Origin of the sequence: Cyanobium sp. NIES-981 (assembly GCF_900088535.1) — a bacterium.
In the GTDB taxonomy this organism is placed as follows: Bacteria; Cyanobacteriota; Cyanobacteriia; order PCC-6307; family Cyanobiaceae; genus NIES-981.
On the sequence record NZ_LT578417.1, the window covers coordinates 144,850 to 158,969 of the forward strand.

The window sequence follows — 14,120 nt, forward strand, 5'->3', positions numbered from 1 at the left end:
CCAGCTGGGGGCCGTCGACGCGGCCATCAGCCAGGTGTGGAAATCGATGGAGGGATTCAGATCAGGGTGGAGTCACCGGACTCGCCGGTGCGAATCCTGATGGCGTTTTCCACCGGCGTGATGATGATCTTGCCGTCTCCGATCTCACCGGTGCGGGCTGCCGACAGGATGGCCTCCACCACCTTGTCCACGGCCTCATCGGTGACCACCGTGGTGACGTTCATCTTGGTGAGCAGCTTGGCTTCCACCTTCACACCCCGATAGACCTCGGTGTGGCCCATCTGCTTGCCAAAGCCCTGCACCGGAGTGACGGTGATGCCGTTGATGCCGACCTCGACGAGGGCTTCCTTCACGGCGTCAAGCTTCTCGGGGCGCACGATGGCTTGAATCTGTTTCACGCGATACAGGATGCAGCTCTTCTGATCTAGGGGGTGGGTGCCCCGCGTTCTGTAGCAACGACAGCCATCTGCCCCAAACCGGTGGCAACGTTGATCGGAGGGCCGACCCGGGGCGCTGACCCGCAGCGCTGAGCCCGTTCCCCCCGCAGCCAAGGCAAAAGCCCGACGCTCACGATCCGGGGAGGAGCGCCGGGCCTGGGGGTGCGCTGCCGGTTGCCTTTCAGGCGGCGTTGGCGCGGTGGTGATACACCGCCCCGCGGTAGTGGAGCTCACGGGAGGTGTCCACCGGTGCCGGCTCATGGCGCAGGGGTGCCAGGTAGTGCCGCCCCCTGTAGGTGTGCTCGACAGCCTCGCTGGAGGGGTGCTCGTGCTGGCTGGCGTCGTAGGGAATGCCGCGATAGCGAAGTTGGGAGTTGGTCATGGTTCCGACCGCGTTGGGGATTGAAAGCAAGCGGTGCGCACAAGGCGACCGGCGTGGGGCAGAGGAGCGTTGCTTCACCCGTGCCGAGTCAGCCGTGTGGGGGTGCTCGTGATCGGGTTACTTCCAGCTGTCACCTTCTGGACTCCTGGTCCGTGCCAGCCCGACGCAGAGCGAGGTGGCTGTCCGGTGCCGGGCATTCGCAGAAGGGCAAGGGCCCAACGGACTGTCCTGCAGCACTGGTCTACGCCCTTCCGCTGTTCATTGTGAACATTGCTGCCGGAAAGAAGGGAAACTTCGCAATCTGCCGCACTGGCATGGGCTGGGCCTAGGGCTGTGCCTGTGTTTCCGCACGGAAGGAGCCGCAGTCGGGAGCCTGGGCCCATTTGGTATCAAAACGAACACCGGAGGGTGCCGCTACAGCGCATTGTCGTTCGCAATGGGCGCCCTGTGGGCGTCCTACCCCCATCGAGCAGCCGTCTTTCTGATCTGCCCATGACCATTGCTTCCCACCCTCCCAGGCGCCCGAAGCGCCTGCAGGAGGCGAGTCTGCTGGAGGCCCCCTCCTTGCTGCTGCGCGGAATCCGAGGCCTCTCCTCCCAGCGCAGCCTTGTCTGGTTGGCCTGCATCCCCCTCGCCCTGTTCGGCCTCGGGGTGTTCAACCTCTCCGCCCACGCAGCTGAGCTCCCGGAACTCACGGCCGCCTTCCTGGCCAACAACATGTTCCTGTTGATCGCCGCGGTTCTGGTGATCTTCATGAACGCCGGCTTCGCCATGGTGGAAGCTGGGTTGTGTCGGCAGAAGAACGCTGTCAACATCCTGGCCAAGAACCTTATCGTCTTCGCCCTGGCGGTGTCGGCCTACTGGTTCATCGGCTACAAGATCATGTACAACGCCGACTGGGTGATTCCCGGTTGGTTCAAGTTCGGTGGAATCTTCTTTGATCCCACCGTCACCGCCGAGATGGTCACCGACGCTGCGCTCGTGCCCAGCATCGACTTCCTCTTCCAGGCCGCCTTCGTGGGCACGGCTGCCACGATCGTTTCCGGTCTAGTCGCTGAGCGCATCAAGTTCGGGGAGTTCGTGATTTTCTCCCTGGTGCTCTGCGGCATCCTCTACCCGATCTCCGGCTCCTGGCAGTGGAATTTCCCCGATGACGCCGGTGTGGGTGGTGGCTGGCTGGCCAGCCTCGGCTTCATCGACTTCGCCGGCTCCACGGTGGTGCACTCCTTCGGGGCCTGGGCCGGCCTGATCGGCGCCATTCTGCTCGGCCCCAGGATCGGCAAGTTCGTGGAAGGCAAGCCCCAGGCCATCCCTGGCCACAACCTCTCCATCGCCACCCTCGGCTGCCTGATCCTCTGGATCGGCTGGTACGGCTTCAACCCTGGCTCGGTGCTGGCGATGAACGAAACCGTCCCCTACGTGGCCGTCACCACCACGCTGGGTGCGGCTGGCGGCGGTATCTCCGCCACCCTGATGAGCCAGTTCACCGGTGGCAAGCCGGACCTCACCATGACCATCAACGGCATCCTGGCCGGTCTGGTGGCCGTGACCGCCGGCTGCGACGGCTTCTCCATGCCCGCGGCCTGGGTGGTGGGCTTCATCGGGGGTGTGCTGGTGGTTCTCTCCGTGGCCTTCATCGACGGCCTCAAGATCGACGACCCCGTGGGCGCCTTCTCGGTGCACGGCACCTGTGGCATGTGGGGCACCCTGGCTGTGGGCCTGTTCAACATGGACAAGGGCCTGCTCACCGGCCATGGCCCCGCCCAGCTGGGCATCCAGATCGTGGGCATCGTGGCCTTCGCCATCTTCGCGATCGTGGCTTCCCTGATCACCTGGTCGATCATCGGCGCCATCTTCGGTGGCATCCGAGTCACCGAGAAGGAAGAGATCGAGGGCCTCGACATCGGCGAACATGGCATGGAGGCCTACCCCGATTTCGCTGCCAGCGCCAAATAGGGTCCATCATCCCTCCCTGGGTGCTCTCCGCCAGCGCCCATGGCCTAGGCCCACGGTCAGCCGTGGGCTTTTTGCTGCCTACCCTGGGCTGGACCCTCGGCGGCCCGGCCGGGCTGCCTGTGGCTGCTGTTCTGACCCTGCCGCGAACCCCCTGTTGCGATGACCGACTGCTACGACTTGATCGTGCTGGGTGCCGGCTCCGGCGGCCTGGCCGCTGCCAAGCGGGCGGCCTCCTACGGGGCCCGGGTGGCGATCGTGGAGGGGGATCGGGTGGGAGGCACCTGCGTGATCCGCGGCTGTGTGCCCAAGAAGCTGCTGGTGTACGGCTCCGCCTACCGCCATCTCGTGCACGATGCGCCCAGTTTCGGCTGGCATCTGGATGGGGTCCGCTGCGAGGCGGCCCAACTCCTCGTCAACGTGCGCGCCGAGGTGGATCGCCTCAACCAGCTGCACATCGGCCTGCTGGAGAAGGCGGGTGTGGATCTGGTGCCCGGCTGGGGGAGCTTCACGGGCCCCGAAACCGTGACGGTGAGCGCTGCCGATGGCTCCAGCAGGGAACTGCGCGCCGCCCGCATCCTGATCGCCGTGGGTGGACGACCCCACCGCCCCGCCATCCCCGGCGCCGATCTGGCCTGGGTGAGTGATGACATGTTCCTGCTGGAACAACTGCCCGAGCACGTGGTGGTGGTGGGCGGCGGCTTCATCGCCTGTGAGTTCGCCTGCATCCTCCACGGCCTCGGGGTGGCCGTCACCCAGCTGGTGCGGGGCGACCACCTGCTGCGCGGCTTCGATCGCGAGGCCAGCCGTGCGGTTCAGGACGCCATGGAGGAGCAGGGCATCACGCTGCGCTTCGCCCATACCCCCGCGGCCATCACCGGAGAGTGCGCCCCCGGCGAGCTGACGCTCACCACCCAGAGCGGTGAGCAGATCGGCTGTGGAGGGGTGCTGCTGGCCACGGGTCGCAAGCCCTTTCTGCGCGGGCTCAATCTCGAGGCTGCCGGGGTGGCCGTGGAGGGCGATGCCATCGCAGTCGACGCGGATCAACGCACCAACGTGCCTCACATCTACGCCGTGGGGGATGTGACCGACCGGGTGAACCTCACCCCGGTGGCGGTGGATGAGGGCCGTGCCTTTGCCGACACCGTCTACGGCCAGCGGCCGCGGCAGGTGGACCATGATCTGGTGGCCAGCGCCGTGTTCTCCCAGCCCGAACTTGCCGGGGTGGGTCTCACCGAGGAACAGGCCATCGCCCGCCATGGCGCCGAGGCCGTCCGGGTCCATCGGGCCCGCTTCCGGCCCATGAGTCAGGCGTTGCCGGGGCGGGGCCCCCGGGTGCTTCTCAAGCTGATCGTGGAGATCGCCTCCGGCCGCGTGCTCGGTTGCCACATGGTGGGCGACCATGCCGCCGAAATCATTCAGATGGCGGCGATCGCCATCGGCATGGGAGCCACCAAGGCCGACTTCGACCGCACCATGGCGCTGCACCCCTCGGTGGCGGAGGAATTCGTGACCATGCCCAACTAGCGGATCTCCTCCGAGGGGGTGATGCCCCATTGCTCACGCAGCCCCTGGTTGCTCAGCTCCCACGCATGCTCAGCTGGAGCCACGCTGTGGCTGTGCTGGCACGGCATCAGCCCCTTCCGGCTGAAGATCTCCTCCAGCTGGGCTGCGTATTGGCTGGCCTGGGCGATCAGGGCCTCGAGGTGGGCACGGCCACCGGTGGCTTCGAGCATGGTGGGGTTGAAGCGGCACTGCTCCAGGTCCTCACGATGCCGTTCGAGCCAGGCCCACTCGTATTGCAGCATGGCATCGGTGCAGTGCTCCAGCTCATCGCTGAACAGCCGCTGGGGGGGGTGCGGAGCCACGGGCGCCCTGTCTGCCGGGGGGGACTGCCGGCTGGCAAGCCGCTGCATGATGTCGCGCAGATGACTCATGGACCCTCGTCCACCGCTGCTGGCATTGTTGCCCGGACGTGTTGCCGGCGTCAGGCCCCCTGATCAGGCTCCCTGATTGGTGTAGCCCATCATCGTGGCCTTGACGTGGGCCAGGGCTGTGCCCTCGAGAAACTGCTGGTCCAGCAGGAGCAGGGCCGCTGCGTTGTCCCCCGCCAGGCGGAGCCGCTTGCGGACGAACCGGGCCTCGGCCTCCTCCTTGATCTGCTCTTCCACGAACCAGTCCAGCATCGCCGCGGCACTGCGCTCGGAGGCCTCATCCGCCAGGCTGTACAGATGGTTGATCGAGGCCGTCACCTCCTTCTCCATCTCGTCGACCCGATCGAACAACTGCTGAACCGAGTCCCAGTGGCGAGGGGGGGCCTGGATCGTGGGGAGCACCACCTGTTCGTCACAGTCCACCAGGTAGGCGATCATCCGGGCTGCATGGGTGCGCTCCTCATCGCTCTTGGTGAGCATGTACTGGGAGAAGCCGGCCAGATCCTTCTCCCGCAGCCAGATCGACATGGCGAGATACGTGTGGCTCGCCTGGAATTCCGACTCCAGGTGCCGGTTGATGGCTTGGGTGAGGTTGTTCACAGGGGGGGCCGGGATCCTGGGGGTGGAGTCTCCCCAGGCTATGGAGGGGAGAGTCTGCCGGCAGCACGGCGGCGGGCAGGGTCAGATCCTTCGCCCGGACGCCTGAGGCCGGCCCCGGGCGAGGGCGACCCCAGCGCGGGGAGATTCAGTTGGCCCTGGGCCCAGTGGGCGGTGAGGGCGGCCAGCAGGCTGAGACGGTTGCCGTGAAGACGAAGCATGGGAGGTCGGGCGGCTCGCTCCAGCCTGCTGCCGCTGGCCTGAGCTGGGGCTGATCCATGCAACGGGGGCGGGCAGCCAATGGCACAGACGCGTGCATCGTGAGGGCGTGGTCGCCAGGGGGGAGGATGGGCACCAGCAGCTGCCTGCCATGCCCTGCCTGCTCGCCATCCAGCACCTCGACCGGGAGGGGCCGGGCCTGTTCGCGGAAGCGGCCGCCGCCAGGGGTTGGCAGCTGCGGGTGTCCCGCCCGGATCGGGGCGATCCGCTGCCGGATCCCGGCGTCGGCGATGTGCTGCTGGTGCTGGGCGGTCCGATGGGGGTGGCCCAGATCGGCGACCCCGCCTACCCCTGGCTCGCGGCTGAAGTGGACCTGCTGCGCCACGTGCTGGAACGCCGCCATCCCGTGGTGGGCCTCTGCCTGGGGGCCCAGCTGCTGGTGCATGCCGCCGGGGGGCTGGTGGAGCCCCTCTGCGCGGGTGAGCCGCCGGTGCCGATCCGCGAGGTGGGCTGGGGAGCGGTGTCCTTCACCGTGGCTCCTGAGCAGGAGCCGCTGCTGCGCGGTCTCGATCCGAGTGAGGTGATGCTGCACTGGCATGGCGATCGGGTGCGCCTGCCGGCCTCGGCCCAGTTGCTCGGTTCCACGCTGCTCTGCCCGGAGCAGGTCTTCCGGCTGGGGCCGCGGGCCTACGGCCTGCAGTGCCATGTGGAGGTGCTGCCCGGCGATCTGGAGCGCTGGCTGCTGGAGGATGCCGACTACGTGGAGGCGGCGCTGGGCCCGGGGGCTGCCCAGCGGATCCGCCATGACGCCAGCCTTTGGGGTGAACGCAGCAGGCGCCAGGGGCGCCTGCTGATCGACAACCTGCTCGATCTTCTGGCCCCCGGAGGTGAGGGGCAACGGTGATGGCACTGCTGCAGATTTGGCAGGCAGATCAGGCGATCGGAATCCTGGATGCACGACGGGGCAGGCTGGGGCCCGCACTGGGCTGCAGCTGCCGGGGCAACGTGGCTGGATCCAGGGGGGCGAGGCTGCTGAGGCTGTAGGTGGTCTCGATCAGCTCGCGGCCTCCGGACGGAAGCTCGAGCAGGGTGAGGGTCTGACCCTGGCTCTGGCCGCTCTGGAGCAGCCGCCGCGGGCCGCTGCCCATTGCCCCCAGGCTGAGCAGGTTCAGCCGGCCGACGCGGCTGGGAAAGTAGGCGTGGTGGTGGCCGCTCACATAGAGGTTCACCCGCCCCTGCTCCATCAGCTGCAGCAGCTCACCGGGGCGATCCAGCACCTCGCCGGGACGATCCCGGCCCTGGCTCACGGCGTAGAGCGGCAGATGGCCGATCACCAGGCGCAGCCTGGCCTGCCGGGCGGCCGCACTGGCCAGTTGCTGCTGGGCCCAGCGCTTCTGGTCGGCGCCGAGGAAGGCCGAGGAGGCATCCAGCACCAGGAGGAAGACATCCCCGTGCAGCAGGCTGTAGCGGAACGGGAAGGCCTCCGCGCTCAGCAGATTCAGCCCCAGCCTGGGGCGCTGGGCCAGCCAGAAGCGCTCGGCGCGCTGCCGATCCAGGGCGAACACATACTGCCCCTGGCTTCGGCTGCTGGAGGCATCGTGGTTGCCCATGGCGGGCACAAAGCCGATGCCCCGACCCACCAGCGGATCGAGAACCTGCTGCCCGAAGCTGCGCCACATCGCATCGAGCTGCCCTGTGCTGAGGCCTGCTTTCTGTCCGGCCACCATGTCGCCGGCGCAGATCACCAGTTCGGGGGCCAGGCTCTGGAGCAGGTCCACCCCCCGCTGCACCTGGGGCACATAGGTGGTGGAGCCGTAACTGCTGTTGAGATCGCTGATCAGCGCCAGCCGCAGAGGTGATGCAGCCGCCTGGGAGGACGCTGCCGGAGTCCCCCCGCCGGAGGAGGCGGGCCTGGGCCAGAGGGCCTGGACCGCCAGCACTCCCGAGCCCGCCGCAGCCAGGTGGAGCAAGCGCCGGCGGGTGAGGGGCATGGCGATCAGAACACCGCGAGGGAGGCGCCGAGGCCGATGACCATCACGGCGATCAGGGCGACAGCCCAGAGGGCATGGGAGCGGGCGTCGCTGGCAGTCTCCCCGACCACCGCCTGGATCTCGTCGGCGTAGAGGTTGTCGTGGTTCTCCAGGTCGTGGGTGTGCATCGTGGGACTCCCTAGACGGCTGTTTCAACCGTAGGCAGCCCCATCGCTTCCCGACCACCTGCGATGCATCACGAGATGTGAGCGCCTGTGACGGCTCCGAGGCTCAGGCCCCGGGGCCCAGCCCCTCAGGCTCCGGCGCTGCCTTTGCCCTTGGTGCCCTTGCGGCCCTTGCCGGGGCCGCCGACGGGAGCCTGGATGCCGTTGCGCTCATAGATCTTGCGCATCTGGTCGCGGGTTTCGGCACGCAGTTTCTGCTGGGCCTGACGGTCGGCCTTCTTGCAGTTGCGCAGGGCGTCCTGGTTGTTGGCCGCCTTGGTGCAGCGCAGATAGGTCTCCTGAATCTTCAGGCTCTGCTGCTGCTGCTTGAGCAACAGGGCCTTGCGCTCCGGAAAGATCTTCTCCCTCTGGGCCGGGGTGAGCCGCTCGGGGGGGGCCGAGTCCTGGCCGATGGCCGGGGTGAAGCTGCCCAGGGCCAGGGCCAGGGTGGCGGCGGCGGCGCAGCCGCCACGGAAGAGCAGGCGCGGCAGGGTGGTGGGCAGGGCGGATGGCGAGGCCATGGTTTCAATCGGGAGCAACAGGCTTGATCCTGGGGGAGCGATCTGCCTCAGGTCTGACCGCGGGGCCCTGAGATGTGACCAGATCTGACAGGGAATGCCCCCGCAGGCCGAGGGTGTAGCCCCCCTCCGGAGCATGCCGGTGGAAGAGTTCGCCCCCGTGGGCCGCGGCGGCCCGCTGGGCGATCGCCAGACCCAGCCCGCAATGGCCGTCACCGCCCCGGGCCTCGTCCAGTCGCCGGAACGGCTGCAGGGCCTGCTCCCAGAGCTGGTCGGGGATGCCGCTGCCTCCATCGCGCACGGTGATGGAGAAGCCGGCCCCGTTCCAGGGCTCCAGAGCCAGCTGGAACGGTGGTTGGCCATGGCTGGCGGCATTGCTGAGCAGGTTGCCCACCGCCCGGCTCAGGGCCGTGGGGCGCACCCAGGCGCGCAGGGGCTGCAACCGCAGCTGCAGCCCGGGCAGGCCGCTCTGGCCAGCCACCTCCGCCAGCAGGGCATCGAGATCCAGCTGCACCGGAACCTCATCGCCATCGCCCCGGGCGAAGGAGATGAACTGCCGGGTGATGCGCTCGAGCGCGTCGAGATCGGCCTGGGCCTTGGCCACGTCCGCCGCCGTCATCGGCTGGTTCTCGGCCAGATGCAGCCGCAGCCGCAGCCGGGTGATGGGGCTGTTCAGGTCATGGCCGATGCCGGCCAGCATGGTGGCCCGTTCGCGCCTGGCTTCCTCCAGGCTTCGCAGCAGGGCATTGAACCGCCGGGTGATCTGGCGCACGGCCCGGGTGCCCCGCTCGCTCAGCGGCTCCGGCTCCTGGCCGCTGCCGAGCTGTTGCAGCGAATGCTCCAGCTGCCGCAGCGGCCTCTGCACCTCCAGGCTCAGCACCAGGGTGGAGAGCCCCAGGCCGCTGGCCACCAGCGACAGCACCAGAGACAGGGGATCGGGCGGCCAGCGACGCAGGCGCGGCAGCGAGACCGACAGCCAGATCGGCTCGATCGGGGACACCATCTCCACCCAGAGGCCGCCGCCGGCCGCCACCACCTCGCGGCAGTAGCCGAGCTGGTCGCAGAGCTGCTGATGCAGCGCTTCCGCTTCGGCCACGCCCCGGGGGCTGGCCGGTGGCGGTGATTTCGCCAGCTCCAGCCCGCTGAGTTCAGCCACCGCCTCCATCGGGTACTGCTCCAGGGCGAGTTCGCCCAGCCGCAGGCTGAAGGCCACCTCCGAGCTGAGCTGGATCATCTGGCTGCGGGCCAGCCGCCGGCTGAGCAGGGCCTGCACCGTCACCAGGCACAGCAGCCACAGCAGCAGCCCGCAGGCCGCGTAGGCCAGCACCCGCAGGCCGCGGTGGCGCCTAGACCCTGGGCTGGCCATCGGGGACGAAGACATAGCCATAGCCCCAGACGGTCTGGATGTGGCGGGGGCGGGAGGGATCGTCCTCCACCAGCCGCCGCAGGCGTGACACCTGCACATCCATGCTGCGGGCATCGGTGTCGCTGGTGGGACCCCGGGAGAGTTCGATCAGCCGTTCCCGCGAGAGGGGCCGGTGGGGGTGCTGGGCGAACGCCAGCAGCAGGCTGAACTCGCCGCTGGTGATGCTCACCGGCTGGCCCTCCCTCTCCAGCTGGCGGCTGCTGGGGTGCAGCACCCAGCCGCCGAAGGGGATCGGGCCGGCCTCCGCCTGGGGCGCCCCGGACGGGCCTGTGCCGCGGCGACGCAGCACCGCCTCGATCCGGGCCGTGAGTTCGCGGGGCAGAAAGGGCTTGGCCAGGTAGTCGTCGGCGCCCTGCTCGAGGCCGATGATGCGGTCCACCGCATCGCCCTTGCCGGTGAGCATCAGCACCGGCAGGTCATCGCCCCCATCCCGCAGCCGCCGCAGCAGGCAGAGCCCGTCGTCGCCGGGGAGCATCAGATCGAGCACCACCAGATCGGGCCGCTGGCTCTCGAGCCGGGCGGCCAGCTGCTGGCCGTTGGCGAGGCAGCGCACCTCATAGCCCTGGTCGCCGAGATAGCGCTGCAGCATCTGGCGGAGTTCGGGATCGTCATCGACGACCCAGATGCGGTGGGGTCGGGCCATGGCTCCGGCGGGCCGGCGGCAGACGGGTGCCGTTCATCCTCCCCCGCCCCGCGGCAGGTCGGTCGACGCACTGTCCCTGGGTGTATCCCCCGCCCAGAGCCCGGCCAGAGCCCCGCTCAGACGAGGGCCAGGCCCCGCTCGTTGAAGACGCCTTCGAACAGCACCGAGCTCAGGTAGCGCTCGCCCGAATCGGGCAGCACCACCACGATGGTCCTGCCGGCGTAGGCGGGATCGGCGGCCAGCCGCAGGGCGGCGCAGGTGGCGGCGCCGCAGGAGATCCCGGCCAGGATGCCCTCCTCCCGCATCAGCCGCCGGGCCATCTCCACGGCCTCGGCATCGCTCACGGTCTCCACCCGGTCCACCAGGTCGAGGTCGAGGTTGCCCGGCACGAAGCCGGCACCGATGCCCTGGATCTTGTGGGGCCCGGGCCTGAGCTCCTCGCCGGCCTTGGCCTGGGAGATCACCGGGCTGGTGACGGGCTCCACCGCCACCGACTCCAGCGGCTTGCCCAGGGTGTGCTTGATGTAGCGGCTGACGCCGGTGATGGTGCCGCCCGTGCCGACGCCGGCCACGAGCACGTCCACGTGGCCTTCGGCGTCCTCCCAGATCTCGGGGCCGGTGGTGTCGTGGTGGATGCGCGGGTTGGCGGGGTTGGCGAACTGCTGCAGCAGCACGTAGCGGTCCGGTTCCGTCGCCGCCAGCTCCTGGGCGGCGCCGATGGCCCCCGACATGCCCAGCCGTCCTTCGGTGAGCAGCAGCCGTGCTCCGTAGGCCGTGAGCAGCTTGCGCCGCTCCAGGCTCATCGTCTCGGGCATGGTGAGCGTGAGCGGTATGCCGCGCGACGCCGCCACGAAGGCCAGGGCGATGCCAGTGTTGCCGCTGGTGGGCTCGATCAGCTCCTTGCCCGGCCCCAGCAGGCCGTCCTGCTCCGCCTGCCAGATCATGGCCGCGCCGATGCGGCACTTCACCGAATAGGCCGGATTGCGGCCTTCGATCTTGGCCAGAACGGTGGCGTCGCAGCCCCGTGTGACCCGGTTGAGGCGCACCAGCGGGGTCTTGCCGATGCTGAGGCTGTTGTCGGCGTAGATCGCCATGATGAGCGCCGTTCCTGCCGCTCACCCTAGGGACGGCCGGTCACGGCGGGATCCCAGGGTTCCCCGACAGCATCAGCCGCACCGCTGTCGCCAATGGGTTCAGACCTTGAGCCCGTAGGCCGCAGCGTCGGCCGGCTCCAGGATGCCGAGCTGCTCTCGCCATTCGCTCACCGGACGCTCCCAGCCCTCCTCCCACCGCACGGCGGCGAGGCAGGCGGCCTGCCGGCCCATGGCGATGCCATGGGCGGCGGCGGCGCTCATCTGCGGGAAGCGTTCGGGCTGGAGCCTGAAGGTGGACAGCTGGGCCGCCGTGGTGAGCAGCACATAGGCGGGGAAGCCGATCTGGGTGGCCGTCACGGCCAGCACGCCCGTCTCACCCTCGGGGTGGGTGCCGAAGCCGCACACCACATGGTGGATGTCGTGGGTGGTGGCAATCCGCTGCGTCAGCCACAGGGCCTCCGTGTCGATCGGTCTGGGGCGGAAGAACTCCGGGTCGTAGTGGAGCCGTTGGATCAGATCGGCGTAGCTGCGGCCGAGGCTCCCCTCCGCCAGGCAAGCCAGCCGGGCCAGGTCGGGCTGCAGGGGTGGGTAACGCTCGTCCAGCATCGCGGCCGCACCGGGCAGGGCGCGGAAGCGCTGGAGGCAGGCATCCATCTGCGGGGTGGCCACCATGTTGTCGACCAGGTCGGCCACCGACCGCAGATCACCGCCACTTCGCCCGATCGCCACCAGCAGCTTGAGGTTGTTCGCAGCCCGCAGCAGCTCGGAGAAGCGTGGCATCCAGGGCCTGGTCAACTGCCTCCAGCATCACCCGTCAGCGTTACGGGGTCCACGGCGCTGCTGATGACAGGCCTGGTCAGCCAGGGCGAGGCCCTGGGGAAGGGGCTGGGCCTGCAGCGCCTCCTGGCGGCGGGCATCTTCACCGGCCTGTTCCAGATCGCCTGGGGTGACCTGTGGCTGACCCACCAGATGCGCTTCCGGTGCCCCAGCCCGTGATGGCCGGTTTCGTCCATGCCCTGGCCATTGGGATCACCACCGCGCTGGCCATTGGCCTGCGGCTCGATGTGCCCACCGTGGCCTGCCTGGGAACGCTCCCTGCCGGGCTGCCGGTGTTCGTCCAGCCGGGCTGCGCGCTGGTGGGCCAGCCGGTGATGCATGGGGGCTACGGCGGTCGCACCCGCCTCCTCACCCCGATCTCCGGGGTGAGCCTGCTGGCGATGATCCTCCTGGCCCGCCACTGGCTGACTCGGATCCCCATGGCCCCCCTGGCGGGGGTGATGACCATGATCGCGATCACCTGATCGCGATCCACGCCGCCAACCGCCGCTCCATCAGAGCGCCCGCCCCATCCCCTGCAGCGACACCGCCGTGCTGCCGGTCATGGCGATCATCACGGCGGTCATCAAGGTGACCATCACGGTGCTCGCCCACAACCTGGCGATCGGCCTGCTGGCCGGGTGGCCCTCGCCGGCATCCTGTTCAGCCGCAAGGGGGCCAAGGGGATTGTGGTGGAGTCCCGTCTCGTGAGCGAGCACCATCGCGTCCATCTCGTGAGCGAGGCCCACATCTGGGACCAGAGCGGGGTCACGGCCCTCGACCGGAGGATCCGCCGGATCAAGCTGGGTGGGCAGCCCGCCGGCGCCCTTCAGGACCAACCCGTCCAGCCCGCAGCCACACTCGGGCGCTGGCCGAGCCAGACTTTCTGTAACGAACCATCACGGCGATGCTCAAGCCGCTCTGGCTGGTGCGTCCCCGCCCAGACGGGGGCTGCGACTACGTCAGCTTTCAATTCAGTGCCGTCAGCGGCTCTCCCCTGACCGGCTGCGTGGAGATGCGCGAGGGCAGCCATCTCCCCCCCCAGATGCCCCTGCTGAAGCGGCGCCACCGCCTCAATCCCGATGAGGCAGAGCGCTGCCGCGTGCGACTGGAACAGGAGGGCGGATTCCACTTCAGTGATCCTCTCTTCTAGCGTCAGCGAACCCCTCCAGCGGCCCAGGCTCGATACGCTCTCTGAAGCCGTGGAGTTTGCCGGCGATGGTGATGCCTGATCCTTCCGATCCCCAACCTCCGGCGGCCGAGCCCCTGGGACCCTACGAGCGGCTGGGGGTGACCCCGGAGTCGAGCTTCGAGGAGGTGCAGGCCGCCAAGCAGTCCCGGCTTGACGAGGCCGGCGACGATCCCATGGCCCGCTCCAGGATTGAGGCCGCCTATGACGCCCTGCTGATGGAGCGGCTCAAGCAGCGCCAGCAGGGCCGGGTGAGCACGGCGGCCCGTACCGCCTCCGCCCGCGAACAGCTGGCACCGCCGCCGCCGCCGCGTGTGGCGATGCCGGCTCTGCCCCAGCTGTCCCTGCCCAAGGTGGCCCGACCCTCCCTGGGCTGGCCGGCCCTGGAGCTCGCCCAGGGGAACGATCTTGGCCTCGCGCTGGGGGGGTTCGGCCTGCTGCTGGGTCTGCTGCTCGTGGCGCCGTCGGTGGCGCCGGAGTTTCTTCTGGCCCTGGCCACCGGCTTCACGGTGGTGTGTCTGCAGCGCCGCCGCCGCCGCTTCCTGGCCGCGGTGGGCTGGGGTTTCGGCCTGCTCACCCTGGGCCTGGTGCTCGGAGGCCTGCTGATGGGAGCCACAGCGTCCGGGTTCCCCCTCGGTCTGCCCCTCAATCCGCTGCAGCTGCAGAGCATCCCCGCCATGCTGCTGCTGTTGCTGGCCGCGCTGTTCGTGGCCTGAGT

19 protein-coding genes are annotated in these 14,120 nt (G+C 69.1%); 7 read left to right on the forward strand and 12 right to left on the reverse strand.

The features are described from left to right. Positions 1 to 56 precede the first annotated feature (56 nt). Together CBM981_RS00785 and CBM981_RS00790 are read right to left on the reverse strand one after the other, a co-directional pair. Positions 57 to 398 carry a P-II family nitrogen regulator gene (locus tag CBM981_RS00785; RefSeq protein ID WP_087066840.1) on the reverse strand — a complete coding sequence of 114 codons (342 nt, stop codon included), beginning with the start codon at positions 396 to 398 and terminating at the stop codon, positions 57 to 59. 220 nt (positions 399 to 618) lie between these two features. Further along, complete coding sequence (locus tag CBM981_RS00790; protein ID WP_087066842.1) at positions 619 to 819, reverse strand: DUF4278 domain-containing protein; 201 nt, start codon at positions 817 to 819, stop codon at positions 619 to 621. A 492-nt stretch (positions 820 to 1,311) separates the two neighbouring features. Here CBM981_RS00790 and CBM981_RS00795 point away from each other — a divergent pair, with 492 nt between their 5' ends. Both CBM981_RS00795 and gorA read left to right on the forward strand, forming a co-directional pair. After that, positions 1,312 to 2,775: an ammonium transporter gene (locus CBM981_RS00795; RefSeq protein WP_087066844.1), complete on the forward strand. Its 1,464-nt coding sequence runs from the start codon at positions 1,312 to 1,314 to the stop codon at positions 2,773 to 2,775. A 159-nt stretch (positions 2,776 to 2,934) separates the two neighbouring features. Further along, positions 2,935 to 4,299: a glutathione-disulfide reductase gene (gene gorA, locus CBM981_RS00800; RefSeq protein WP_087066846.1), complete on the forward strand. Its 1,365-nt coding sequence runs from the start codon at positions 2,935 to 2,937 to the stop codon at positions 4,297 to 4,299. Here gorA and CBM981_RS00805 read toward each other — a convergent pair. Together CBM981_RS00805 and CBM981_RS00810 are read right to left on the reverse strand one after the other, a co-directional pair. Next, the gene (locus CBM981_RS00805) at positions 4,296 to 4,640 is read right to left on the reverse strand and encodes a hypothetical protein (RefSeq protein WP_157665281.1); all 345 of its coding nucleotides are present in this window, start codon (positions 4,638 to 4,640) and stop codon (positions 4,296 to 4,298) included. The two genes, gorA and CBM981_RS00805, sit on opposite strands and share 4 nt — an antisense overlap. Before the next feature lie 132 nt (positions 4,641 to 4,772). Continuing rightward, positions 4,773 to 5,306, reverse strand: coding sequence for a ferritin (locus CBM981_RS00810; RefSeq protein ID WP_087066848.1), 534 nt, complete (start codon positions 5,304 to 5,306; stop codon positions 4,773 to 4,775). A 367-nt stretch (positions 5,307 to 5,673) separates the two neighbouring features. On the opposite strand from CBM981_RS00810, the gene CBM981_RS00815 reads away from it, so the two are divergent. Then, entirely contained in the window at positions 5,674 to 6,426 is a 753-nt protein-coding gene (locus CBM981_RS00815; RefSeq protein WP_087069086.1) for a type 1 glutamine amidotransferase, read from the forward strand. A 28-nt stretch (positions 6,427 to 6,454) separates the two neighbouring features. Here CBM981_RS00815 and CBM981_RS00820 read toward each other — a convergent pair whose 3' ends face one another. The 7 genes from CBM981_RS00820 to CBM981_RS00845 all read right to left on the reverse strand — a co-directional run bounded on the left by CBM981_RS00820 (position 6,455) and on the right by CBM981_RS00845 (position 12,177). After that, complete coding sequence (locus CBM981_RS00820) at positions 6,455 to 7,513, reverse strand: metallophosphoesterase (protein WP_087066849.1); 1,059 nt, start codon at positions 7,511 to 7,513, stop codon at positions 6,455 to 6,457. Positions 7,514 to 7,518: 5 nt separating this feature from the next. Continuing rightward, entirely contained in the window at positions 7,519 to 7,680 is a 162-nt protein-coding gene (locus CBM981_RS15550; RefSeq protein WP_172820780.1) for a hypothetical protein, read from the reverse strand. 125 nt (positions 7,681 to 7,805) lie between these two features. Then, positions 7,806 to 8,237 (reverse strand): hypothetical protein, encoded by a 432-nt coding sequence (locus CBM981_RS00825; protein WP_087066850.1) that lies wholly within the window; start codon positions 8,235 to 8,237, stop codon positions 7,806 to 7,808. A gap of 4 nt (positions 8,238 to 8,241) precedes the next feature. Next, on the reverse strand, positions 8,242 to 9,600 hold the full coding sequence (locus tag CBM981_RS00830; protein WP_157665282.1) for an ATP-binding protein: 1,359 nt from the start codon (positions 9,598 to 9,600) through the stop codon (positions 8,242 to 8,244). After that, positions 9,581 to 10,303: a response regulator gene (locus tag CBM981_RS00835; protein ID WP_087066852.1), complete on the reverse strand. Its 723-nt coding sequence runs from the start codon at positions 10,301 to 10,303 to the stop codon at positions 9,581 to 9,583. Before CBM981_RS00835 ends, CBM981_RS00830 begins: the two co-directional genes overlap by 20 nt. A 116-nt stretch (positions 10,304 to 10,419) precedes the next feature. Continuing rightward, positions 10,420 to 11,397: a cysteine synthase A gene (cysK, locus tag CBM981_RS00840; protein WP_087066853.1), complete on the reverse strand. Its 978-nt coding sequence runs from the start codon at positions 11,395 to 11,397 to the stop codon at positions 10,420 to 10,422. A 99-nt stretch (positions 11,398 to 11,496) separates the two neighbouring features. Continuing rightward, the gene (locus CBM981_RS00845) at positions 11,497 to 12,177 is read right to left on the reverse strand and encodes a Coq4 family protein (protein ID WP_087066854.1); all 681 of its coding nucleotides are present in this window, start codon (positions 12,175 to 12,177) and stop codon (positions 11,497 to 11,499) included. A 63-nt stretch (positions 12,178 to 12,240) separates the two neighbouring features. Here CBM981_RS00845 and CBM981_RS15100 point away from each other — a divergent pair, with 63 nt between their 5' ends. Together CBM981_RS15100 and CBM981_RS00850 are read left to right on the forward strand one after the other, a co-directional pair. Continuing rightward, positions 12,241 to 12,393 carry a hypothetical protein gene (locus tag CBM981_RS15100; RefSeq protein WP_157665283.1) on the forward strand — a complete coding sequence of 51 codons (153 nt, stop codon included), beginning with the start codon at positions 12,241 to 12,243 and terminating at the stop codon, positions 12,391 to 12,393. Further along, positions 12,378 to 12,698 carry a hypothetical protein gene (locus CBM981_RS00850; protein ID WP_087066855.1) on the forward strand — a complete coding sequence of 107 codons (321 nt, stop codon included), beginning with the start codon at positions 12,378 to 12,380 and terminating at the stop codon, positions 12,696 to 12,698. The genes CBM981_RS15100 and CBM981_RS00850 overlap by 16 nt, the downstream gene beginning before the upstream one ends. A gap of 30 nt (positions 12,699 to 12,728) precedes the next feature. Here the strand turns inward: CBM981_RS00850 and CBM981_RS00855 are convergent, their stop codons facing one another. Further along, positions 12,729 to 13,052, reverse strand: coding sequence for a hypothetical protein (locus CBM981_RS00855; RefSeq protein ID WP_087066856.1), 324 nt, complete (start codon positions 13,050 to 13,052; stop codon positions 12,729 to 12,731). A 68-nt stretch (positions 13,053 to 13,120) separates the two neighbouring features. Between CBM981_RS00855 and CBM981_RS00860 the strand changes: the two genes are divergently transcribed. Beyond that, a complete protein-coding gene (locus tag CBM981_RS00860) occupies positions 13,121 to 13,366 on the forward strand; it encodes a hypothetical protein (protein ID WP_087066857.1) in 246 nt (81 codons plus the stop codon). 71 nt (positions 13,367 to 13,437) lie between these two features. Further along, complete coding sequence (locus CBM981_RS00865; protein WP_225867456.1) at positions 13,438 to 14,118, forward strand: CPP1-like family protein; 681 nt, start codon at positions 13,438 to 13,440, stop codon at positions 14,116 to 14,118. Positions 14,119 to 14,120: the final 2 nt, after the last annotated feature.